The sequence below is a fragment of the Ochrobactrum sp. C6C9 genome, assembly GCF_022627935.1.
GTDB lineage: Bacteria > Pseudomonadota > Alphaproteobacteria > Rhizobiales > Rhizobiaceae > Brucella > Brucella teleogrylli.
On the sequence record NZ_JABXGB010000010.1, the window covers coordinates 49,449 to 71,317 of the forward strand.

Consider the following 21,869-nt stretch of genomic DNA (forward strand, 5'->3'; position numbering starts at 1 on the left):
GCATTTCTGTATGCAAACCAGCCATAGGAATTGACCAGCAATAAATGTCTGGCCTACAACATATTGATGATGGATACACTTGGCGCTAACGCGACTACCACCGACTGGCATGAAAGCGCATTTGATATTCTGCGTGGCGTTGCCGCATACACTTCAAGCCCGTTGATCAAGGGTTTGTCGAAGGTCCTTGCCGACCACCCGGAGGCGGACCTCGGCAATGCCTTCAACCACAAGCAGGTGGGTTGCAAGATATGGGCGCGGCAGTCGCTGTTCGAGACCTTTGGCGGGAGATTCAATCGCATCGCTATACTGGGCGGCTGGTATGGTGTTCTGGCGGCGATGTTTTTCGAAGACCAGCGCTTTGATATCGAAGCGATAGACAGTTTTGATATTGATCCCGATGTCGGCGCTGTCGCTGAAACTTTGAACAATGCATGGAAGGATCGGTTTCGGGCATTGACAGCGGATATGTATCAGCTTGCCTATCCGGAACTCGGAGCCGATCTGGTTATCAACACTAGTTGCGAACATATTGCGGATTTGCCCGCCTGGCTGTCGCTATTGCCCAAGGGGACCCGCGTTCTCATACAGTCGAACGACTATTTCAGCGAGCCCACCCATGTGAATTGCGTAGCTTCGCTCGATGAATTCGTCGCTCAGGCGGCGTTGGAAACAACAGCGTTTGCTGGCGCGCTGCCGATGAAGAAATATACCAGATTCATGCTGATCGGTACTGTCTAACGCACATCCCGAAAAGTGTGAAACGGTTTTCGGACAAGATGTGCGTGAAAACAAAAAGCTAGCGCCCCGCCAGAAGTCCATGCAGAATCTCTGCCGTGCGATGCGCGCCATCGAGATCAAGTTTGTGAGCGGGCAAACGAGGTGCGGCAAGCGCCTTGGCGATGGCGTCGGTCATGCTATCGACGGATAGCTCGTCTTCTGTGAGAACCGATGCGAGGCCCAGCTTTTGCAGATTGTGTGCGCGTGCGGTCTGTTCGGTTTCGCCACCCGCCGTAAATGGAATGAGCAGCGCTTTGCAGTCCGCACGAAGAATGTCGCAAACCGTATTATATCCGGCCTGCGAGACGGACAGGCGAGCATCGAGCAACAGGCTCGGAAAATTCTGCAGGAAGCGGAAGATGTGGGCATTATTCGGTGCTTCAGCAGTGATTTCGTCAAAATCTGATTGCTGCAGATTGGGACCGGTCACAATGCACCACGAAAGGTCGGGTGACAGGCGCTTTGCAGCCCCAAGCGCTGCGCGGATGAGCAAGGCGCCTACAGCCCCACCTCCAGCCGATACCACGATATTGAAGGTTTCCGATGGTGGCGAGGGCGCGGGCGCGGCAACGAGACCGGTATAGATCACCTTGTCGGCAATATCCGCGTGCAGCGGAAAACTGTCCTCCAGACGCGCAAACTGCGGATCGCCATGAACCAGCACGTGATCGAAATAGCGCTGTACGAGGGCGACGCTTTCCTCGTCGCGACCGGGCTTGGCGCGCTCTTGCAGGATGTCGCGCAATGAGGTCAGCACCAATGGCTTTTGTGTCATCCTGCTGATTTCATCGAGCAGGGGGATCAGTTCGAAACGAACCTGCCGACGCCCGAAGGGAAACGCCTCGATGATGACGATATCGGGTCTGACATCGCGAAAGGTGGCAAGCAGTTTGTCCCGGCGTTCCGCCTTGAACTTATCGGTCACCGGATTGCCGAAGGCGTCGGCAAGGCCCGAAAAACCGGCGTCGCCGGAAGCAATCGCCGGTAGCGCCACATGGTTGACTTCCGGTCCCGGAAATCCGGAAACAGGCATGCCGCCGGTGACCACGGTGACGTCAAAGCCATCTTGGGTCAGCGCACGGGCAATGCGGCTGGCGCGCGCAAGATGACCGATGCCGAGCAGATGCTGGACATAGAACAACACCCGCGGACTTGTCGTCGACTGCCTCATTTGCTTCGCTGCCATTCCGTTTCGAACAAGGACCTCAATTGACGGATACTGTTGTGGAAGTTGAACTCTGTTCGCACCCGCTTTTCGGCAGCGCGTCCCAGACGATGGCGGAAATCCGCATCGCGGATCGCAGTTTCCATAGCAATCGCTAGCGCCTCCGGGTCCTCAGGTGCAACGAGCAGGCCATTTTCTCCATCCACCAAGAGTTCGGGTACGCCAGAGATGTTGGTGGAAACCGATATCAGGCCCTGGCTTGATGCTTCCACCAATACGTTGGGCAAGCCATCCCTGTCGCCATCCGTAGTGATCCTGCAGGCGAGTACGAAAATATCGGCGGCTTGATAGCCAGCAAGGACTTCCTTTTGGTCGAGCGCGCCCTTCCATACGATTTTGTCGGCAATGCCGAGCTTGTCTGCAAGCGCTTTCAAGCTGGCGATCCTGTCGCCATCACCGATGTGCTCAAACCGCCATTGGAGGTCTTTGGGCAGCAGGCTGAGTGCTCTCAGCACGATGTCATAGCCCTTTTTCTCAACGGCACGACCGACGCTCAGGATTCTGACCGGATCGTCCGCGTCGCTGCCGTTGCGCAGTGAACGGTTGCCCTCAAAAGGCCCGAACCGGTCAAGATCGAGGCCGTGATAGCTTAGATGTACGCTGGACGAGGGCCCTCCAAGCTGACGGAGATGATCGAAGCCCGAATGTGTGCAGGTCACCGTCCATCGCGTGCTGGTGAGCTTGCCCTGCAGTTCCCAGTCTGGCGAAGTCCAGATATCCTTGGCGTGAGCGGAGCACGTCCATCCAATGCCGGTGATCTGGCTGGCATAAGCGGCAACGGATGCGGGCGTGTGGATAAAATGCGCGTGAATCCATCCCGCGTCATCGGGCCATTCCGCTGCCAGAACTGCGGCCTGTCCGAAACGCCTGATACGATTGCGCGTCGGGTCTTTCCGAAAGTCCTTGAGCACAGTTACCAAGCCTCGCCAGAAACCGGGGCGCGGCATACAGGCGATCAAGGCCGATAGAACACGGCGCGGTTCTTCGCGCAGATATTCAGGCAGGTAATGGACTGGCGCACGTATTTCGTCGTGCACCGGATGCGTTTTCTTGTCCGTCGGTCGCCGCAATGCCACGAGAACCAGATCAAAACCCGATTGTTCCAGCCCAAGCAATTCCTGAGCAATGAATGTTTCGGACAGGCGCGGATATCCCTTCAGCACCACCACAATTTTCCGGCGATATGACAATTGATTATCCCTTGACGAGCGACAGGTGGTTCGGCTGACGTCGATCCATCAGATCCCCGACAATTTGCGAGATATGCGGTAAGCCTTCGAGCCTGAAACCTTTGGGCGCGCTCTTCGAGGGCGCTGGCCTGCTGGGCAAGGCCTTGAGTGCACTGGCCATGCGGACAGGATCTTCGGATTCGCTGGGAAGCAGCATGTCAATCAGCCCGAGTTCCGCAGCGCGCCGGGCGCGGATCAGCTGTTCCTCACGTGGAAGGATGCGGGGAACGATCAATGCCGGTTTGTCGAAGGAGAGAATCTCGCAATAGGTGTTGTAGCCGCCCATGGCAACGACAGCCTTCGCGCCCGCCACCAGTTCTTCCATCCTGTTATCGAACTCGATGACCTCGATATGAGGGATCGCCTGGCTCTTGCTTATCATCTTGCGGCGCTTCTTCGCGGGCATGTAAGGTCCGAGCACGACCAGCGCCTTGTGCTGGAGCGTGTGATCGTGCTGGTAGGCCCGCACGACATCGTTGACGAGATCGGCGCCATCGCCGCCTCCGCCGGTGGTGACAAGAATATAGTCGCCCTTGGGGCGATGGTCCGGGACTTCCTGATTGGAAACGCTGCGCTGCAGGAAGCCGACGAAATTCATCTTGTCGCGGACACCCTTCGGGACGTCGAGACCCACGAGCGGATCGTAGAAATCCGGCGGCCCATAGACCCAGATCGAGTCATAGAACCTGTCGATCTTATCCATCACGTTTTTGCGCTTCCACTCGGCATCGAGCAAATGCGGCGCATCCATGACTTCGCGCAGGCCCAGAATCAGTGTTGCTCCACGGGTCTTGAGATAGGTGAGCGTCTCCTCGACTTCGCCCTTCATGCCCATCGGTTCCTTATCGACGATAAAAATATCGGGTTGGAACGTTTCGGCGGTATGGCGGATAATCGATTGGCGCATCTTCAGCGTGTCATGGAGATCGGTGTGCCGTTCCATCGACTGGTATTCGCCATTGCGCAGCTTGATTACGCTTGGAATTTTGACGAAATCGACGCGCGCGCGGTAGTCAAAGGCGCCAGCGATCGTGGCGCCCGATATGATGATAATATTGAGACCGCGATAGTCCTCGACAAGCGAATGGGCGATCGTTCGGCAGCGGCGCAGATGGCCGAGCCCAAACGTGTCGTGGCTGTACATCAGGATGCGGACATGCTCCAGGCGGCGCGTCATGATGCGAACCCCGCCGCAACTACAGCATTTCCAGCAAAAGTGCGTAGCGTCTCCGCGGGGAAATCAATTCGCTGGACTGATTTCTTATCCCGCTTCGATGCGTAGGATAATGCGCAAAAACAAATAGATATAGCGGTTCCACGTTTCCGCTTTAACGGGAACCGCTCTAGGTGACGCAACCCGTGATATGGGAAATTTTTCAGCATGCGAACATCCATCTCAACTATACGGATCAGCGACATCGCGAAGACCGTCACCTAGAAAATTGAAGGCCAGAACCACCAGAATGACCGGAATGATCGGAAACAGCAGCCAGGGGTAGAAGACAATGACACTTACACTTCGGGCTTCCGTCAAAAGGATGCCCCAACTGGTTATTGGTGCCCGTAACCCCAGGCCGAGAAAGCTCAGCGCAGTTTCACCCAGGATCATACCGGGAATAGACATGGTTGCAGTTGCGATCAAGTGCGACATGAAGCCGGGAATGAGATGCCGTCCGATAATGCGGGGGCTCTTTGCGCCCATCAGCTGGGCCGCTAGCACGTAGTCTTCCTCGCGCAGTGAAAGCAACTTGGAACGCACGGCGCGCGCCAGCCCAGTCCAGTCAAGCAGTCCAAGGATGGCGGTAATACCGAGGTAAATCAGCATCGGGCTCCATGTAATCGGCATGATGGCGGCAAGGGCCATCCACAGGGGAATGCTTGGAATAGACTGCAGCACCTCTATGATTCGCTGGACGATGAGGTCGAAAACGCCACCATGGTAACCGGCAAGGCCACCGATAACAATTCCGAGAGTAAAGCTGATGACAATGCCGATCAGCCCAATTGTCAGCGAGATTCGAGCGCCATAGAGGATGCGGGATAGCACGTCTCGCCCGAGTCGGTCTGTCCCGAGAAGAAACAGCTCGCCGCCCTTTGCGGGGCAGACCAGATGTAAATCAGTCGAGAATATGCCCCAGAATTTATAGGCATCGCCCGAGCAGAAAAAACGCAGCGGTTCGATCTGGTCTTTCTGATCCACATAGACCCGTCGCAGCGTGTCCATATCGAGCGTCATCTTGCGGCCATAGACGAACGGCCCGATGAAATTGCCGTTGTCAAAAAGGCGGACCGCCTGCGGCGGTGCATAGATGAAATCGACATTGCGTGTATGAAGATTATAAGGCGCGAGGAATTCAACGAAGGCGATCATCACATAAAGCGCGCCGAGGAAGATGGCGGAGGCAAGCGCCAGCTTATGCTTTTTGAATTTCCACCACATCAGCTGGAGCTGAGACGCCCGATAAAAGCGGCTCTGCTCTTCGGTCATGACATCGACCGAATGCGGATCAAAAGGCTCTGTCGAAACAAAGTGAGGCAGGCGTGCGCCCGGTTCGGGGAGGGGTGATGATGTCACTTTGTGCTCCCACCCTGCAATCTGATACGCGGATCAAGAAAGGCGAGCGCAATATCGGAGATCAACACGCCTATGACCGTCAGCGTTGCGAGAAACATCAGGAACGAACCTGCAAGATACATATCCTGGCTCTGCAAGGCCTTTATGAGCATTGGCCCTGTCGTTTCCAGCGAAAGAACGATTGCGGTGATTTCAGCACCGGAAATGATCGCTGGCAGGATCGAACCGATGTCCGAGATGAAAAAATTGAGCGCCATGCGCAGGGGATATTTCACCAGCGTGCGAAAAGGATGCAGACCCTTGGCGCGCGCCGTTACCACATACTGCTTTTGGAGTTCGTCGAGAAGATTGGCGCGCAAACGCCGGATCATCCCGGCAGTGCCTGCGGTGCCAACGATCAGCACGGGTATCCAGAGATGGGACAGGATTGAGGACGCCTTGGCCCAGCTCATTGGTTCGGCCAGATATTTCTGGTCCATGAGATGTCCAATCGAAGTGCCGAACCAAATATTGGCAAAATACATCAGGATCAGCGCGAACATGAAGTTCGGGATCGCTATGCCAAGCAGACCGATAAGCGTCAGCCCATAATCCGCCCAGCTATATTGATGCGTCGCCGAATAGATGCCGATCGGGAAAGCAATCAGCCATGTGAAGATGATCGTGAAGAACGACACCATCACTGTCAGCCAAAGCCGGTCGCCCACAACGTCACTGACGGGCAGCTGATACTCGAACGAATAGCCGAAATCCCCCTGCAACATCCCGGCAACCCAGTGGAAGTAACGCAGCACCGGTGGTTTATCGAAGCCGTACTGGACGCGTAGCTCCTCGATTTCTTGCATGTCCACGGCTTCGCCCTGCGCGCGAAGCTCCGACACATAGCTTTCGAAATAGTCGCCCGGCGGTAGTTCAATAATGGTGAAAACCAGAGCGGAAATGATGATGAGCGTGGGGATCATTGCTGCGATGCGCCAGAGAATATATCGCAGCATGGTCAGGCGTCCTTTCCATACCAGAACGCATCCGGCATAAAAACGCCGAGAAAGCTGGTCGGGTCGAAGCCGTAGAGCCCTTTCTCCGGTACATTCTGGAGGCTGGCCGCGCGCAAGACGGGCTGGGGGGTGCTGTTGACGATACCGATGGAAAACACCTGCTGCGAATAGATATCCAGCATCTGCGTCCAGATAGTGGCCCGCTCGGCTATGTCGCTGGAGTCCCGCCATTGGCTGAGAAGCTCGATCAGCTGCTTTACTTCGGGAATTTCCGGAGGATGGCCCTTCATTCCGTTCGACATGTAATACATGCCCCAGACCGGCCATTGCAATTGGTCGTCCGAGGTTGGGGCGAGCTCGCCCGGGTTCATATCGGCGGTCGGTATGCCGTTATCGAGCCCCGACCACATGGACATCATGATTTCGCCACCCATGGCCCGGCTACGGAAAACGTCACGCTGGGATGTCCGGATGAACAGCGAGATGCCGACCTTCGCCCAGTGATCTGTGACAAGCTCAAGGATATCTGTTTCCAAGGTGCTTTCGCCCGCGGTTTCCACCACGATCTTTGCGGAGCGACCGTCTGGCAGCAGGCGAATCCCGTTCTCGTCCCGCCGTTGCAGGCCAGCCGCGTCCAGCAGGACGTTCGCTTGTTCAGGATCATGGGCGCTCCACGCCGTTTTATATCCTGGTTTGTAGAGCGGGCTTTCGGGCAGGATGGAGTTGGCGCTGTCAACGGCAAGACCGTAGAACACCGCCTTGTTGATTTCGGTCCGGTCGATTGCGAGCGATAGGGCGCGGCGCACGCGCACATCCCAGAAGAGCGCCCGCCAAATGGCGTCCCCAGCATTGAGGTTGGGCATAAGGCTCACCCTCGCACCTTCCGTCCGCTTCCACAAGCTGACCCTGACCGGAAAACGCTTTTCGGAATCCTTCAGAAAGGCGTAGTCGGAAAAGTCGATGCCGTGTGCCTGCAGATCGCTTTCACCAGCGCCGGTCTTGGCGGCAATGATTGTCGGGGAGCTGATATTCAGGATCACTTTGTCGACATAGGGCAATTGCACCCCGTTTTCATCGACGCGGTGGAAATACGGGTTGCGCTCGAAAACAAACTGCTCGGCAGGCGACGCGGTTGTGTTTCGCCATGGATCGAGGGTCGGCAGTTCCGGGTTTTCGGGCCGATAGCTGCGCGCCATATTGAAATGAAGGTCAGTCCATTTCTTGACGCGGTATTGCTTCATCAGGGCCGAGAGCCGGAAATTGTCCTGATAGGTCTTGTGAAATTGTTTCAAATACTGCGACGGCAGAACAATCGTTAGCGCCTGCGGCGCCGCCAGTTGTGGCAGGAAATCCGGATTAGGCGCGTCCCAGCTATATCTGACCGTCAACTCGTCAATGACTTCGAAACGCGGCGGCCTTCCATTGACCAACAAGACCCTCGGCGGACCCCCTCGCTTCAGCTCCGTGTTGAGCATCACGTCTTCCCAGCAATAGCGGAAATCCTCCGATGTCAGATAGGAACCATCCGACCAGCGGTGCCCCGGGCGGATTTTGAAGGTAAAAGCCCTGTCCTCGACTGTCTCGAAGCTTTCGAGAATATCCGCATGCATGTTGAGCTTTTCGTCATAGCCAACCAGACGGGAATAGCCGTAAAGCGTCATCAACCGGATGTCTTTCTGGTTGCCGATCAGGGTGCGGATGACACCTCCGTTGACACCGGGTTTGCGACCAAGCGCCGCCATATTGACGATCCTTGGTGTTTTGGGGAGGCGGTCAGCCCGATCGGGTAGCGCGCCCGGCTGCGGCAGTGAATAGTTCGGCAAAGGCGGATCCGCCCGCGAAACACCAGGTAGAAAGCAGGAAGCAAGCATGCCCAGTGTCGTTCGCCGATTGATCAAGGCTTCAACTCCCGCATGTCTGCGGTCTTGCGTGCAAGCACAAGGTGCCCGTCGCCCAGATCTATTGGTGTCAGCATGTCGTCCGGTCCGTCGTTGCGGAACTGGATACCCCAGTTGCGTTTGTCGGATGCACCGCTGGCACTGAGCTTGCCGAAGTCAAGTGGACGGTCGAGATCGGGAAATGGAACGGCGGCAAGCAGCGATTTCGTATAGGGATGGACAGGCGCCCGCATCAAGGTGCGGCGTGGAGCGATTTCGACAATCCGCCCGCCACACATCACGGCGATCCGGTCGGCCATATAATCCACTACCGCCAGATTGTGCGAAATGAAGATGTAAGTAAGCCCGAGTTCCTTCTGCAAATCTTTGAGAAGGTTGAGGATTTGCGCCTGTACGGATACATCGAGCGCCGATACGGGTTCATCGCACAAGATAAGTTCCGGACCGAGCGCCAGAGACCGCGCGATGCCGACGCGCTGGCGCTGGCCGCCCGAGAGACCGTGCGGGTAGCGATTGAGATAGCGGCGGTTCAGGCCGACCACGTCCATCAGGTCTGCTACCTTGTCCAGTCGGGATTTGGCGTTTCCGCGCCCGTGAATTTCCAGCGGTTCGCTGAGAATATTCTGGATGGTCATGCGCGGCGACAGCGACGATACCGGGTCCTGAAACACCATCTGGATTTTGGTGCGTAACGCCTGCAGGTCGTTGCCGCTGGCGTCTAGGATGTCAATCGGGCCTGTGTCGCCGTTGAAAATTACGGAGCCTGCGTCCGGCGTGACGGCGCGCATCAGGATTTTGCTCAGTGTGGTCTTGCCGCAGCCGCTCTCGCCGACGAGGCCGAAACATTCGCCGCGCAATACGTCGAAACTGACGTCATTGACTGCCCGCGTCGGCGGCCCGCCATCTTTTGCGAAAAGGGTTTTGCGGGCTGCGAAGGTCTTGGAGATATCGCGCACGGAGAGCAGCACATTGTTGCGATCCGTATGGACGGCTTTGCTCTTGCCCATCAACTTGGCGACATCGACTGGCACGTCGCGTAAGGATTTCAGACGTTCGCCCGGCTTCATGTCGAAATGCGGCACGGCAGCCATCAGGCCCTTGAGATAGGGATGGGCTGGTTTGCGGAAGATGGTTTCGACCGGTCCCGATTCCATGATCTCGCCGTGATAGATGACGACCACCTCGTCGGCGACATTGGCGACAACGCCCAGATCGTGCGTGATGAGCAGCATTGCCATGTTAAGCTTGGCTCGAAGCTCGCCGAGCAGTTCGAGAATTTGCGCCTGAATGGTTACATCAAGCGCCGTGGTCGGTTCGTCGGCGATCAGCAGGGATGGCTTGCATATGAGCGCCATGGCAATCATGGCGCGTTGGCGCATACCACCGGACAGTTCGAACGGATATTTGTCATAGGCCTGGGTCGGGTTCTTGAAACCGACGAGGCCAAGCATCTCCTCTGTCTGCTCACGCCGCTCGGCTTTTGTATCCCTGGTATGGATCGACAGTACTTCCGAAATCTGGTTGCCGATCGTGTGGAGCGGCGACAGCGATGTGAGCGGCTCCTGAAAAATCTTGCCGATGCGATTGCCACGGAGCGCCCGTATCTCTGGACCGTCAGTAGGCAGGCTGAGAATGTTGATAGGCGGCTGGCCGGGCATGTCGGGGTCTTGGAAAAGGATTTTGCCACTCGCGGAAGCAGTGCGCGGCAGAATTCCCATAACCGATTGACTTATAACAGACTTTCCAGAACCAGATTCGCCGACGAGGGCGGTGACTTTGCCTGGCAGGACACGCAGATCGGCTTTTTTCACGGCCATGATCTTCCCACCAAGCAAGGTGAAGGAAATGCTCAGATTTTCGATCCTCAAGAGATCTGTCCCTGAGATCATGCTTGCAGGCCTTCACTGTTGCGTGTCCCCGGTGCGGGCACCCCCGACCTGAACGCTAGCGCACGAATGCCTATGAGTCCATGACTAGATTTCACGCATCCAGCAGTTGTCACGCCCCTGCGCGAAGATACGCGCGGGACAATGCTTTCAGCTCGGAAGGATTACTTGATGAGGTCACATGCGTTGCTGTCGCGAAGAACGTCCTTGCAGTTGGCTGACCTGCGGAAATCATCATAAAACAGCGACCATTCGCCGGTTCCAGCCGCACGATATGGCCCGAATTTGAAGTACTGGTTCTTGCCCAATCCGGGATCGTTGTGGCCGATATAGCCTTTGATTGTCGAGATCCAGAGGCCGTTGGCGAAAATTTCGATATGGCCGGTTCCGTCCGGGCCGGGTTTCGTCATGATCGCAAAATCGATCCACCCGGAGTCGGGAGAGGGGAGGCTGTTGCCGCGGGGCGTGATAGTGATTTTGTCGGTGCATGCCGAGAAGAGGCCGCCATCTTCCGCGACCCAGTTGTCGTCGGTCGCGACAAGCGCCCGCATCTGGTTGGTTTCTGGCCGCAACCAAACCGGGGTTGACCCTTTATCGCATGTCGCGGCTGTGCCCTTGGTCCCGGCGGAGACTGGCGGGTGATAATTCGTTTCTACAGTGATGAAGAGCTTGCCCTTGTTGAGCCGCACCGCCAGAAACGGGCTGAAGTCGCCTTTTGTTCCGGGGCCGATCTCACGCTTCCACTGCGCAATCACATAGCGATGGTCGTCTTGTGGGATGGGGTCGGCAAACTTGACTGCGAAACCGTACCAGACGGCTTGGTCGTATGGAATGCGAAGCTCGGTTTTTTCCCAGATTTCCGCCCTTTCGCTGCAGTTTTCCGTTGTTGCCTTGCAACCGGATCGCACGCTCAGTTTCAAGGCGCGCGGTCCGGTGCGGGTGACCGCACTCTGGAACTCGACCGTTCCCGCTTTCTGTTCATCATTATCGCGGTAATAAAGCCCGCCGGTGGGTGAAAAATCTTCACCATCGAAAGTATCGAAAAGGGGTGTGTTCAATGGATCGGCAATCGCTGAGACTTGGACAAACACGGTGGATAGAAGCAGTGCCACAGCACATGTCTTGATCATTGAAGAAGGTTCCCCTCAAGCTTCGGGGGCTTCCGGTCGCGGGAGTTGCGGAAAAGCAGCATCACTTGCTCGGCTTCGGAGCCTGCATCCGGCTTGTTCCTTCCGGTTGCCTCAATACTGCTCATCTTCAGGTTTTCCCCACCCGGCGCCAATATCGTCACCTTGTCCTGTACGCCGCGCAGTTTCTTCGCACCCAGCGTCACCCAGTCGCCACCGCAATAGTTGGTGAACGCCTCGCTGGCGATAATCGGATGGTCGGGATAGAGCCTCGTCAGCCCCTGCAACCGCGACACTTCATTGACGGCGCTGCCGAATGTGGAGAACGTCAGCCGGTCCTTGAGGCCGACATTGCCGAACATCACGTTGCCGACATGCAGGCCCATTCCATAGCGGACCTCGTCGAGGCCCTTCCTTTTTCGTTCGTTGTTCATGTCGACCATGGCTGCAGTTGCCTGCCGCACTGCCGCCATTGCCGCGCGCGCCGCGATCTGCGACGGCTCCCGGTGACGTCCGCAGGGATAGACTGCGAGGAACCCGTCTCCGACAAAACTCGTAATCTCGCCGCCATTCTTGTTGAAGGGCGCGGCGATTGCATCGAAAAACTCGTTGAGCGTGTCAATATAGACCTGCCTGCCCGCCTTTTCGGCAAGGTCCGTCGACTGTCGCATGTCGCCCATGACGAGCACAGCGCGAATGGTCTCTCCATCCCCGCGACGAATCTGGCCGGATAACACGCGCTTGCCAGCATTACCGCCAAGATAGGTGGTGACCATATTGTCTGCGAGCTTGCCGAGCACCGCCATCTTTGCGGCGATTGCCAGGCTGTTCTGGATATTCAGCAATGTCTCCACCACGTCGTCACCGAAGCCGCCGGGGATATCTGTGGTCCAAGAGCCGACCATACCCTGACTGTTGCCATCGCCGAAGGATTGCACGAAGGCGAGATAATCGGTGGCTCCGATTTCCTTCAATTCATCGAAAACCGGGAACTCCGATGGCGCAGATGGGTCGATCTGACGACGCAGATATTGCAGGTTGTTGCTAAGCAGATGGAAATAGGGGCTCGTGAGAAACCGCTCTGCATCCTTCTCGCTGGTGGAAGCACGAAAGCCCTCGATTTCCATGCCCTTACCGCGTATCCAGGTGAAGCCGAGCGCGTCGTAAAGCGGATGCAACATCGAAAAACTTAAATGGACGCGCATCAGCGGCACGCCAGCCGCCGCCAACCTTTCACAAAATCCTTCGGCCAGAGTTTCGAGGCTTGCGCCATTGAGCGCAGATTGTTGTAGCCAGTGTAAAACCGGGCTCAGCAATGTTTCGGAAATAGGAATCCGGGGGACATCCATCGCTTGTTATTCTTTCTAGCCGTCAGCCATGTCATGGCCGGTCGTCAGCAAATCATTGCGACCAATATAGCGTGTTATCGTGGCAAAGCCAGTTTCACTAAAGTAAAATCGCTCGGTTTCCGGTGAACATATAGTTACCCCTCGGCGGCGTCCTTGACAGCTGGCCCGTAAATCCGCCACTGAAGGATATCAATTGCCGGAGAGCTATGATCTTGACCGACTCTGCCCCGCTTCATGGGAACCTGTTTTCAGCTATCGCCAATCGCTCGGCGCGCGTGGGGGTTATCGGCCTCGGCTATGTTGGCTTGCCTCTGGCGATGACCATCGCCAATAGCGGTTTCAGCGTCATAGGGTTCGATATCGACCCCGGCAAGATCGTCATGATAGACGATGGCAAATCCTATATCGAAGCCGTGTCCGATACGGTGCTGGGGCGTCATGTTGGTGAAGGCCGTTTCAGTGCGACGACTGACTTTTCAAGTCTCGGCGATTGCAATGTCATCATCATTTGTGTTCCGACGCCGCTGACCAAACAGCGGGACCCCGATCTGTCATTCGTTGTCAAAACCTGTGACGCGATTGCCAGAACGTTGAAAGCCGGTCAGCTGATCGTGCTGGAATCCACCACCTATCCCGGCACCACCAATGAGGTGGTACGGCCTGTTCTGGAAAACACGGGCCTGCGTTCCGGCGTGGATTTCTTCCTCGGCTTTTCGCCAGAACGCGAGGATCCCGGCAACCGCGATTTCGAGACCTCAAGTATCCCGAAGATTGTCGCCGGTGATGGCCCAGAGGCCTCGCAACTTATGACCGCCTTTTACGGAGCTGCGGTCAAGACTGTCGTTCCGGTGTCATCCAATGCCACCGCCGAGGCGGTAAAGCTGACGGAAAATATCTTCCGGGCAGTCAATATCGCTCTCGTCAACGAATTGAAGGTCGTCTACGAGGCCATGGGCATCGATATTTGGGAAGTTATCGAAGCCGCAAAGACTAAGCCGTTTGGCTACATGCCGTTTTATCCGGGGCCGGGACTTGGCGGTCATTGCATTCCCATCGATCCGTTCTACCTGACCTGGAAATCGCGCGAATATGAATTGCCGACGCGTTTCATCGAACTTGCCGGTGAGATCAATTCGGCTATGCCGCGTCATGTCGTCGACCGTCTTGCCGAAGCGCTTGATCGCCGCCACGGAAAAGCCGTCAGCCGCTCGAGCGTGTTGATAATCGGCCTCGCCTACAAGAAAAATGTTCCCGATATCCGCGAAAGCCCGTCGCTTAAACTGATCGAACTGATTGAGGCCCGTGGCGGAACGACCGATTATCACGATCCCTTCGTCTCAACGATCCCGCCCACGCGCGACTATATCGAACTTCGCGGTCGCGCCTCGGTCGAGCTGACCGAAGAGGTTGTCAGAAATTTTGACGCTGTGCTGATCGCCACCGATCACGATCAGATCGACTATCAGGCGCTGGCCAAATGGGCGCCGTTGATCGTTGATACCAGAAATGCGTTCGGACGCCGCGCCATCAGCGGCGATAATATCGTCAAGGCATAGTCACCCTCAGGTCGGGTCGCAACCGTGCATCATCGGTCGCGGTCGACTTTATGTCCGCCGTTGTATAAGCGGACGTCTCGGACATTTGCAGATTGAAGAACAGATCATGAGTCGTCTCGACAGTTTCATCCGCCGTCTTTGCGCCCAGCGTGATATCCTGAACAGCATTGCGGACGATGTCCGCGCAATTCCCGGAACGATCATGGAGCTTGGTCTCGGCAATGGCCGCACATATGATCATATCAGGGAGCTGTTTCCGGATCGCCGGATTATCGCTTTCGATCGCGTGGCCCGTTCTTTCGAAAGTTCGACACCTCAGGGCGACAATCTGGTCGTCGGTGAGATCAAGGACACGATTGGCGATTATCTCGGCATCGAGGCAGCGCTCGTGCATGCCGATATTGGCACTGGTCATGAAAATCTGGATGCGCTGACCCTAACATGGCTCCCCGACGCTGTGGCCTCGCTCCTGAAACGTGGCGGCATAGCCGCCTGCGGATTGCCGCTCGAACATCCTGAATTGACGCCCATGCCTCTACCGCAGAGCGTCGCCGCGAACCGCTATTTTCTTTATCGCCGTCGTTAGCAACATTAAAGCTGTGCAGTTTGCGGCACTAAGTTCTCTCAACCATTGTTATCTCGCTTTTAAGTGAGGCGAGATACTTCCATTTTGCTGCGAACGCACTACAAATATACTGGCAAAAGCGGAGGAGGTTTCGCGAATGCATAGGTATAGACAGAGCGATTGACCGCGTTGGCGCGATAGCAGCACGGCCCGGCGGGCCATCGATCTCAAAACGGGACTTCATGGAAAAGAACCTCGCTCGCTATATCTGGTCCACGACACGCGCCCAGCAAGCCTGGATCCTCTTTGTCGTCGCCGTGTCGATGATCCCCTATTTTCTCTCGTTCGATCTGCCTAAGCAGATCATCAACGGCCCCATTCAGGGCATAGGGTTCGAGAAGCCTGGCGCCACACAGACTTTCATGCGCATCACCTATGATTTCCCGATCCTGGGCGAGGTGGTGTTCTTCAACGGGCTGCAGCTTACCCGCATCCAGATGCTGATCGGCCTCAGCATGGTTTTCCTGCTGCTGGTCGTAATCAACGGGCTCTTCAAGCTCTATATCAATACCTATAAGGGCAGGCTTGGCGAACGGATGCTACGCCGCATCCGTTTCGAGCTGGTGGACCGGGTGCTGCGTTTCCCGCCATTCCATTTCAAACGCGTCCGCTCGGCGGAAATCGCCACCATGATCAAGGACGAAGTCGAGCCGCTTGGAGGCTTTACCGGCGACGCCTTTGTGCAGCCGGCGCTTCTCGGCGGGCAGGCCCTGACGGCGCTCGTCTTCATTCTGATGCAGAATTTCTGGCTCGGCATGATCGCGGCGATCATTGTTGCCGCGCAGGGCATTATCATTCCCCGGATGCGAAAGCGGCTTCTGGAACTGGGGCGCCAGCGTCAATTGTCGGCGCGGGAACTTTCGGGCCGCGTCGGCGAGATCGTTGACGGCATCAGCGCCATTCACAGCAACGATACGTCGAATTTCGAGCGGGCCGATATCGCCAACCGGCTGGGGCACATCTTCTCTATCCGCTATGATCTTTATCAGTGGAAATTTCTGGTCAAGTTCATCAACAATTTTCTGGCTCAGGTCACACCGTTTCTGTTCTACATGATCGGCGGTATTCTGGCGCTTCAGGGTAGGCTCGATATCGGCCAGCTTGTTGCCGTCATCAATGCCTATAAGGACCTACCGGGTCCACTCAAGGAACTGATCGACTGGGACCAGAACCGCCAGGATGTGCAGGTCAAGTATGCACAAGTGGTCGAGCAGTTCAGCGTCGATAATCTCATCGCCCCGAAGGTGCAATCGGTCCACTATGACACTGTTCCTGCGCTCGATCAGCCGGTCGTCATCAGCAATGTCACGGTGCAAGACGACAGCGGCGCGCCGATTCTGGAACATGTCAGCCTGGAGCTGAAGCCGACCGAGACCGTCGCGCTGATCGGGCCTGCGGGCAGTGGCAGCGATGTATTTGCCGAACTGTTGGGCCGACTCGTCTGGCCTGCAACCGGGCGGGTCGCCATCGACGGTCATGATCTACTCGAAATGCCTGAATCGGTCACCGGGCGGCGCATCGCCTATGCGTCGGGTGATGGCTATTTCTTCAGCGGTTCCCTACGCGACAATCTGCTTTACGGGCTCAGACATGCGCCCCTGACCAAGGTTGCCTATGAAGGCGATGACGCGAAAAAACGGCAATGGCAAATTGCCGAGGCGCGCCGGGCGCGAAATCCCGATTTCGATCTCAATAGCGACTGGGTGGATTACGCGGCGATGGGCATTTCGGGACGGGACGGGCTCTACGCCGTCGTGCGCCCCATCCTCGACGCAGTGATGGTTACCCATGACATTTTCGATATAGCGCTTCTGTCGAAGGTCGATACGATTGCGCATCCGGAATTCATCTCCCGCATCGTGGAACTCCGGCAGGCGTTGCGTAAGCGGCTTGACGGCGGTGATATGGCGGCGTTGGTCATTCCCTTTGAGCCGGATGTCTATAACGCGCAGGCGACGGTGGGTGAAAATCTGCTGTTCGGCGTGCTCGACCGCTCCTCCATGACCATCCGGCAACTGGCGGCGCATCCGTTTTTCCGCGAGGTAATCGGCGAGGACGATCTTCTCGCCGATCTTTACGCCATGAGCCTCGAAATCGCTGAAAACGCTATCGAGCTTTTCCGCGATCTGCCGCCCGACCACCCGTTCTTCCAGCAGCTAACCTTCATGCGGCCGGAAGACATTCCCGAATATGAGACGCTTTTGCAGCGGGTGAAGGGGCTCAGTGTTGATGCGGTTTCGGACGAAGACCGCGTCAACATCGTACGTCTCAGCTTCTCCTATATTGAGCCACGGCATCGTTTCGGCCTTCTGACCGACGCGTTGAAGGCCAAAATTCTCAAGGCAAGAACACGCTTTCTGCGCGATACGCCGGATGACCTGCGCGCCGTGATCGAGCCATACGAGCTGGACCGCTTCATCAAGCACGCCACGCTGCTCGACAATCTGCTGTTTGGCAAGATCAGTTATGGACAGATGAATGCGTCGGACAAAATTCGGTCGATCCTCATCGATCTCTTCGAGGAAACGGGCCAGCAGCGCACAATCCTGATCATCGGGCTTGATTTTGATGTCGGCTCGGGCGGCAAGCGACTGACCAGTGTGCAGCGCCAGAAAATCAATATGGCGCGAGCGCTGCTTAAACATGCTGATTATGTCGTGTTTAACCGGCCGCTGCCATCACTGGATCAGCGTATCCAGTTTCAGATCGCTGGAAATATTATGCATACGCTGCATAAAGAAGGTCATAAACCCGCAATAATATGGGCGTTGAGTAATTTTTCTCTCGCCAGAGATTTCGACCGCGTTATCGTGTTTGATCATGGGCGGGTGGTTCAGGATGGCACCTATGAGGCGCTGATGCAGGAGGATGGACCGCTCAAGGATTTGCTGTCGTAAGGCGGGATGAAAGGGAAGATCGATGTTGTTGAAGGATGAAGTCGAAATGCTGCGGCGCATGCCGTTCTTTGGTGGAATAGAACCGGCGAAGCTAAAGCTTCTCGCCTTCACCTCTGAGCGCGTGACTTTCAAGCCCGGTGAAACGCTGTTCCATCAGGGCGACATATCCGATGCCGCCTATGTGATCCTTCTGGGTGGCGCGGATATTCTTGTCGATTCACCAAGCGGGCCCATCAAGGTTGCCGATGCACAGCCCAATTCCATCGTTGGAGAAATTGGCATCTTGTGCGATATGGGGCGCACCGCGACGGTGAGAGCAGCGACGCCTCTGGAGACCTTGCGCATCAGCAAGGAGCATTTCACGAAAATCCTCGGTGACTATCCGGAAATGGCCATCACGATCATGCGAGAATTGGCGAAGCGGCTCGGCCAGACCACCGCAGAACTGACGCAGGAGCGTAGCCGCAACCAGAATATGCACTAATTGAAAGAAGGTTTTGGCGCGATGCTGGCGGTCCGAAACATCGCTCTGTTCATTTGGCTGTCGCGGAGTTGATGATAATTTAATCCGCTGGCGGACGATGATTGTATCGTGGAATAAGCTGGCTTTGTTAAATCCCTTTCGTAAGTTACTATCGAGTGAGCCAGCCGCGTTCTGAAAAACTTCTTTGTTAGATGAATAGGACGCCTAAGCCAAACGCTGAAAGGCATTTGTCAAATGTGCCAGCAGGCTAAACTATTGAAAAGCTTTTACCTCGTCATTGAATGCAGCGTTGCGGGGGAGTTTTATGAGGCCGTTTCGCGCAGTTGTACTGGTATTTTCGGTGGTTGTGGGATGTGCCGGGCCTCGCGCTGTCACTGGATTGGGGACGGCTGAGCAGTCGTATTCGCGGTCAGGCGATGTGGTTCCTCTCATGGTTGCTACGGTTCGGGATCGTTCAGACGACCCAGAAATCGCCTATACACGCGCGCGTTCGGATGCGCTGAAGTTCTCCACCATAGATGTTCGCATTCCACACAATCACCGGCCCGGATCGGTGGAAACGTCTGCGTCCAGGCCAGATCCCCGACGGCAGTTCAGCGCAACCAACTATTTGAGCCTTCCAAATGGAGAGGCCATGGTTCGTGAAATCAACCGGAGATTATCCGAGCGGCCTGCATCGCAGCGCGAAGTGTTTATCTTCGTTCACGGCTATAATAACAATTTCGCAGAGGGGCTCTTTCGCAACGCCCAGATCGTGCATGACTATGACGTGGGGTCTTTACCCGTTTATTTTTCATGGGCTTCAGCCGGTGCACTGACACGTTATCTGTATGATCGTGACAGCGCGCTCATTGCCAGAGATGGACTGGCTGAGACGCTTCAACTTGTGGCGCGCTCAAAGGCGACCGGGATCATTGTCGTCGGTCATTCAATGGGGGCGGTTGTCGTGATGGAAGCGCTGAGAACCCTTTCCATCCGGAATCAGAGAAAGGTGCTTCAGCGGATCAAGGGGGTGCTTCTTGCTGCGCCAGACCTCGACCCCGATCTCTTCAGGAGCCAGGTGAATGATATTAGTCATTTGCCGCGACCTTTCACTATCGTTGTTTCGCGCCGCGACCGTGCCCTCGATATTTCGCGCCGATTGACCGGAGGTGAGCCTCGTGTTGGGAGCGGAGCTGATATAGGGTTCCTGCAAAACAAGGACATTCAGGTTCTTGATGTCTCGCAGGTGGATCGTGGCGGGCACACCCTGTTCGCCAGTTCTGACACCCTGATCAAGCTTCTGGGATCGGGTAACTTCTTGCGTCAGTTCTTGACTGATGAATATGCAAGTATGGACGATGCATTTGCCGTGGCGGGGCAGGGTACACTCGAACAAGCTTCGCTGGTGCTTTATCTGCCAGCCAGGATGATCAAGCGCCTCGCCAATCGATAGAAGAATTTCGAGGGACGCCGCCAGTGATTTTATACGCTCTTGAAATTAAAATGAATTGCAGCTGCGAACTCAATTTTCACACACTGATATTTAAATTGGCGGTCGCCATGAGTGTCGATAACTTTAAACTTGTAGCAGTCATGGCACCTTGTTATTATCGACTTACTTTACTGCCTTGCCCAGTTTTTACCTCATGCGTCAACAGCGCAATTAAGTTCTCCAATAGCACAGAGGTGGCTTTTGTAGATGAACAAGGGTTGGCATGCAGAGCTTGAACTTCGGTTTGAGCATAATCGTGAAGTGACGCGGCTGATGCGGCGGCGCCATGTGGGTCCCCTTGCGGTTCAACAGCCTTTTTATCCTGAGAAAGACGGCAGCGCGCATGTCTATCTCCTTCATCCGCCGGGTGGAGTTGCAGGGGATGATATTCTTGATATTTCGTGCTTTTTGGGTCGCAAGGCCAGGGCTGTTCTGACAACACCGGGCGCCACGAAATTCTATCGCAGTGAGCGAGGCCAGAGCGCACAGACGACTAGGATCGATGTGAGTGAAGGTGGCATATGCGAGTATCTCCCTCAGGAAGCAATCGTTTTTGACGGCGCCAAAGCATCCATAAGCACGCATGTCTCCCTGAGCGGTGATGCAGTCTATCTGGGGTGGGACATTTTCAGTCTGGGGCGTCCTGCCTGTCAGGAAAGCTTCGACAGGGGCGAAGTCCGGCAACGGGTCGAAATATTCAGGGACGGAAAGCCAATCTGGTTCGAACAATTTCGCCTTCGTGGTGCCGCACCAGCAGTGAATGCGGCTTATGCATTTTGCGCCAAACCAATTGTTGCCACGATGGTTTATGCCGGTCCGGCTGCGGAAAACGCACTTCAGGCCATTCGCGAAGCGGTGGGTGACACAGCCAGAAATCTGTTTTCGGCGTCGCGGCTCGAAAGGGTGATTGTCTGCCGCTATCTCGGCGGGCGGATGTCGGAAGCCAAGGCGCTATTTCGCAGGGCGTGGGAGGTTCTACGCGAAATGGGATTAGGAAAACCGGCCACTGCACCGCGCATCTGGGCCACATAACTGACTTTGGAGAGGGTCTACCGATGGAACTATTGCCACGTGAAAAGGACAAACTTCTGATTTTCACTGCAGCATTGGTTGCGGAGCGACGCCGAGCCAGAGGGTTGAAACTGAACTATCCAGAGGTTGTGGCTTACATCTCCGCTGAAATTCTGGAGGGTGCCCGCGACGGTAAAACGGTCGCGGAACTCATGTCCTACGGGGCCACGCTTCTCAGCCGGGATGAGGTGATGGAGGGCGTGCCTGAAATGATCCACGACATTCAGGTGGAAGCCACTTTTCCAGACGGCACCAAACTTGTGACCGTTCACAACCCGATTCCTTAGTGCGTTTCTGAATGACCGAAATTGCTCTTGCTTTTGGTTCTGCCCGCATCTTGTACCGAAAACGCTTGGCGCTTTTCGGTACGCGCTTCAGGAGACGATCATGATACCGGGTGAATATTTCATCGAAGACGGGTCGATCGACCTCAACGACGGTCGCGAAACCTGCACCATTGCCGTTGAGAACACCGGCGACAGGCCGATACAGGTTGGCTCGCATTATCATTTCTATGAGACCAATGAGGCACTCGTCTTTGATAGGGAGCGAACGAGAGGTTTCAGGCTCAATATTCCCGCCGGGACTGCCGTGCGGTTTGAGCCGGGACAGGATCGTGAAGTCGAACTGGTTGCGCTTGATGGCGACCGGGAAGTCTATGGCTTCAACGCAAAAATCAACGGGAAACTTTAGGAGGG

18 protein-coding genes are annotated in these 21,869 nt (G+C 55.9%); 9 read left to right on the forward strand and 9 right to left on the reverse strand.

Annotated features, from left to right (window positions below):
• The first annotated feature begins 66 nt into the window (after positions 1 to 66).
• Positions 67 to 741: a class I SAM-dependent methyltransferase gene (locus tag HWD97_RS10015; protein WP_235858928.1), complete on the forward strand. Its 675-nt coding sequence runs from the start codon at positions 67 to 69 to the stop codon at positions 739 to 741.
• 58 nt (positions 742 to 799) lie between these two features.
• Here the strand turns inward: HWD97_RS10015 and HWD97_RS10020 are convergent, their stop codons facing one another.
• The 9 genes from HWD97_RS10020 to HWD97_RS10060 all read right to left on the reverse strand — a co-directional run bounded on the left by HWD97_RS10020 (position 800) and on the right by HWD97_RS10060 (position 13,064).
• Positions 800 to 1,966: a glycosyltransferase family protein gene (locus tag HWD97_RS10020; protein ID WP_371834984.1), complete on the reverse strand. Its 1,167-nt coding sequence runs from the start codon at positions 1,964 to 1,966 to the stop codon at positions 800 to 802.
• On the reverse strand, positions 1,948 to 3,195 hold the full coding sequence (locus HWD97_RS10025; RefSeq protein WP_121537686.1) for a glycosyltransferase family 4 protein: 1,248 nt from the start codon (positions 3,193 to 3,195) through the stop codon (positions 1,948 to 1,950). The genes HWD97_RS10020 and HWD97_RS10025 overlap by 19 nt, the downstream gene beginning before the upstream one ends.
• Positions 3,196 to 3,199: 4 nt before the next feature.
• Positions 3,200 to 4,411, reverse strand: coding sequence for a glycosyltransferase family protein (locus HWD97_RS10030; protein WP_121537688.1), 1,212 nt, complete (start codon positions 4,409 to 4,411; stop codon positions 3,200 to 3,202).
• Positions 4,412 to 4,630: 219 nt separating this feature from the next.
• Positions 4,631 to 5,809 carry an ABC transporter permease gene (locus HWD97_RS10035; protein WP_371834985.1) on the reverse strand — a complete coding sequence of 393 codons (1,179 nt, stop codon included), beginning with the start codon at positions 5,807 to 5,809 and terminating at the stop codon, positions 4,631 to 4,633.
• On the reverse strand, positions 5,806 to 6,804 hold the full coding sequence (locus HWD97_RS10040; RefSeq protein ID WP_109366139.1) for an ABC transporter permease: 999 nt from the start codon (positions 6,802 to 6,804) through the stop codon (positions 5,806 to 5,808). The genes HWD97_RS10035 and HWD97_RS10040 overlap by 4 nt, the downstream gene beginning before the upstream one ends.
• Positions 6,805 to 6,806: 2 nt before the next feature.
• Positions 6,807 to 8,702 carry an ABC transporter substrate-binding protein gene (locus tag HWD97_RS10045; RefSeq protein WP_235858930.1) on the reverse strand — a complete coding sequence of 632 codons (1,896 nt, stop codon included), beginning with the start codon at positions 8,700 to 8,702 and terminating at the stop codon, positions 6,807 to 6,809.
• Entirely contained in the window at positions 8,699 to 10,591 is a 1,893-nt protein-coding gene (locus tag HWD97_RS10050; RefSeq protein WP_371834986.1) for an ABC transporter ATP-binding protein, read from the reverse strand. Before HWD97_RS10050 ends, HWD97_RS10045 begins: the two co-directional genes overlap by 4 nt.
• A 161-nt stretch (positions 10,592 to 10,752) precedes the next feature.
• The gene (locus HWD97_RS10055; RefSeq protein ID WP_124915376.1) at positions 10,753 to 11,718 is read right to left on the reverse strand and encodes a polysaccharide lyase; all 966 of its coding nucleotides are present in this window, start codon (positions 11,716 to 11,718) and stop codon (positions 10,753 to 10,755) included.
• On the reverse strand, positions 11,715 to 13,064 hold the full coding sequence (locus HWD97_RS10060) for an adenylate/guanylate cyclase domain-containing protein (protein WP_124915377.1): 1,350 nt from the start codon (positions 13,062 to 13,064) through the stop codon (positions 11,715 to 11,717). Before HWD97_RS10060 ends, HWD97_RS10055 begins: the two co-directional genes overlap by 4 nt.
• 212 nt (positions 13,065 to 13,276) lie before the next feature.
• Here HWD97_RS10060 and HWD97_RS10065 point away from each other — a divergent pair, with 212 nt between their 5' ends.
• The 8 genes from HWD97_RS10065 to HWD97_RS10100 all read left to right on the forward strand — a co-directional run bounded on the left by HWD97_RS10065 (position 13,277) and on the right by HWD97_RS10100 (position 21,864).
• Positions 13,277 to 14,620, forward strand: a complete 1,344-nt coding sequence (locus tag HWD97_RS10065; RefSeq protein WP_371830804.1) for a nucleotide sugar dehydrogenase — start codon at positions 13,277 to 13,279, stop codon at positions 14,618 to 14,620.
• Positions 14,621 to 14,726: 106 nt separating this feature from the next.
• Positions 14,727 to 15,206 carry a class I SAM-dependent methyltransferase gene (locus HWD97_RS10070; RefSeq protein ID WP_371834987.1) on the forward strand — a complete coding sequence of 160 codons (480 nt, stop codon included), beginning with the start codon at positions 14,727 to 14,729 and terminating at the stop codon, positions 15,204 to 15,206.
• Positions 15,207 to 15,427: 221 nt separating this feature from the next.
• Entirely contained in the window at positions 15,428 to 18,142 is a 2,715-nt protein-coding gene (locus tag HWD97_RS10075; RefSeq protein ID WP_124915379.1) for an ABC transporter ATP-binding protein, read from the forward strand.
• A 22-nt stretch (positions 18,143 to 18,164) separates the two neighbouring features.
• Positions 18,165 to 18,626, forward strand: a complete 462-nt coding sequence (locus HWD97_RS10080; protein WP_371834988.1) for a cyclic nucleotide-binding domain-containing protein — start codon at positions 18,165 to 18,167, stop codon at positions 18,624 to 18,626.
• A 634-nt stretch (positions 18,627 to 19,260) separates the two neighbouring features.
• Positions 19,261 to 20,061 carry an alpha/beta hydrolase gene (locus HWD97_RS10085; protein ID WP_235942830.1) on the forward strand — a complete coding sequence of 267 codons (801 nt, stop codon included), beginning with the start codon at positions 19,261 to 19,263 and terminating at the stop codon, positions 20,059 to 20,061.
• 246 nt (positions 20,062 to 20,307) lie between these two features.
• Entirely contained in the window at positions 20,308 to 21,132 is an 825-nt protein-coding gene (locus tag HWD97_RS10090) for an urease accessory protein UreD (protein WP_371834989.1), read from the forward strand.
• A 23-nt stretch (positions 21,133 to 21,155) separates the two neighbouring features.
• Positions 21,156 to 21,458: an urease subunit gamma gene (gene ureA / locus HWD97_RS10095; RefSeq protein WP_109366128.1), complete on the forward strand. Its 303-nt coding sequence runs from the start codon at positions 21,156 to 21,158 to the stop codon at positions 21,456 to 21,458.
• A gap of 100 nt (positions 21,459 to 21,558) precedes the next feature.
• Positions 21,559 to 21,864 (forward strand): urease subunit beta, encoded by a 306-nt coding sequence (locus tag HWD97_RS10100; RefSeq protein WP_109366127.1) that lies wholly within the window; start codon positions 21,559 to 21,561, stop codon positions 21,862 to 21,864.
• Positions 21,865 to 21,869 lie beyond the last annotated feature (5 nt).

What these genes read in the sequence shown, in the direction of transcription:
- HWD97_RS10100 (WP_109366127.1), top strand. Translation starts at nt 21,559, where the DNA reads ATGATACCGGGTGAATATTTCATCGAAGACGGGTCGATCGACCTCAAC.
- HWD97_RS10050 (WP_371834986.1), bottom strand. Translation starts at nt 10,591, where the DNA reads ATGATCTCAGGGACAGATCTCTTGAGGATCGAAAATCTGAGCATTTCC.
- HWD97_RS10070 (WP_371834987.1), top strand. Translation starts at nt 14,727, where the DNA reads ATGAGTCGTCTCGACAGTTTCATCCGCCGTCTTTGCGCCCAGCGTGAT.
- HWD97_RS10080 (WP_371834988.1), top strand. Translation starts at nt 18,165, where the DNA reads ATGTTGTTGAAGGATGAAGTCGAAATGCTGCGGCGCATGCCGTTCTTT.
- HWD97_RS10020 (WP_371834984.1), bottom strand. Translation starts at nt 1,966, where the DNA reads ATGGCAGCGAAGCAAATGAGGCAGTCGACGACAAGTCCGCGGGTGTTG.
- ureA (WP_109366128.1), top strand. Translation starts at nt 21,156, where the DNA reads ATGGAACTATTGCCACGTGAAAAGGACAAACTTCTGATTTTCACTGCA.
- HWD97_RS10060 (WP_124915377.1), bottom strand. Translation starts at nt 13,064, where the DNA reads ATGGATGTCCCCCGGATTCCTATTTCCGAAACATTGCTGAGCCCGGTT.
- HWD97_RS10040 (WP_109366139.1), bottom strand. Translation starts at nt 6,804, where the DNA reads ATGCTGCGATATATTCTCTGGCGCATCGCAGCAATGATCCCCACGCTC.
- HWD97_RS10055 (WP_124915376.1), bottom strand. Translation starts at nt 11,718, where the DNA reads ATGATCAAGACATGTGCTGTGGCACTGCTTCTATCCACCGTGTTTGTC.
- HWD97_RS10075 (WP_124915379.1), top strand. Translation starts at nt 15,428, where the DNA reads ATGGAAAAGAACCTCGCTCGCTATATCTGGTCCACGACACGCGCCCAG.
- HWD97_RS10015 (WP_235858928.1), top strand. Translation starts at nt 67, where the DNA reads ATGATGGATACACTTGGCGCTAACGCGACTACCACCGACTGGCATGAA.
- HWD97_RS10030 (WP_121537688.1), bottom strand. Translation starts at nt 4,411, where the DNA reads ATGACGCGCCGCCTGGAGCATGTCCGCATCCTGATGTACAGCCACGAC.
- HWD97_RS10090 (WP_371834989.1), top strand. Translation starts at nt 20,308, where the DNA reads ATGAACAAGGGTTGGCATGCAGAGCTTGAACTTCGGTTTGAGCATAAT.
- HWD97_RS10085 (WP_235942830.1), top strand. Translation starts at nt 19,261, where the DNA reads ATGGTTCGTGAAATCAACCGGAGATTATCCGAGCGGCCTGCATCGCAG.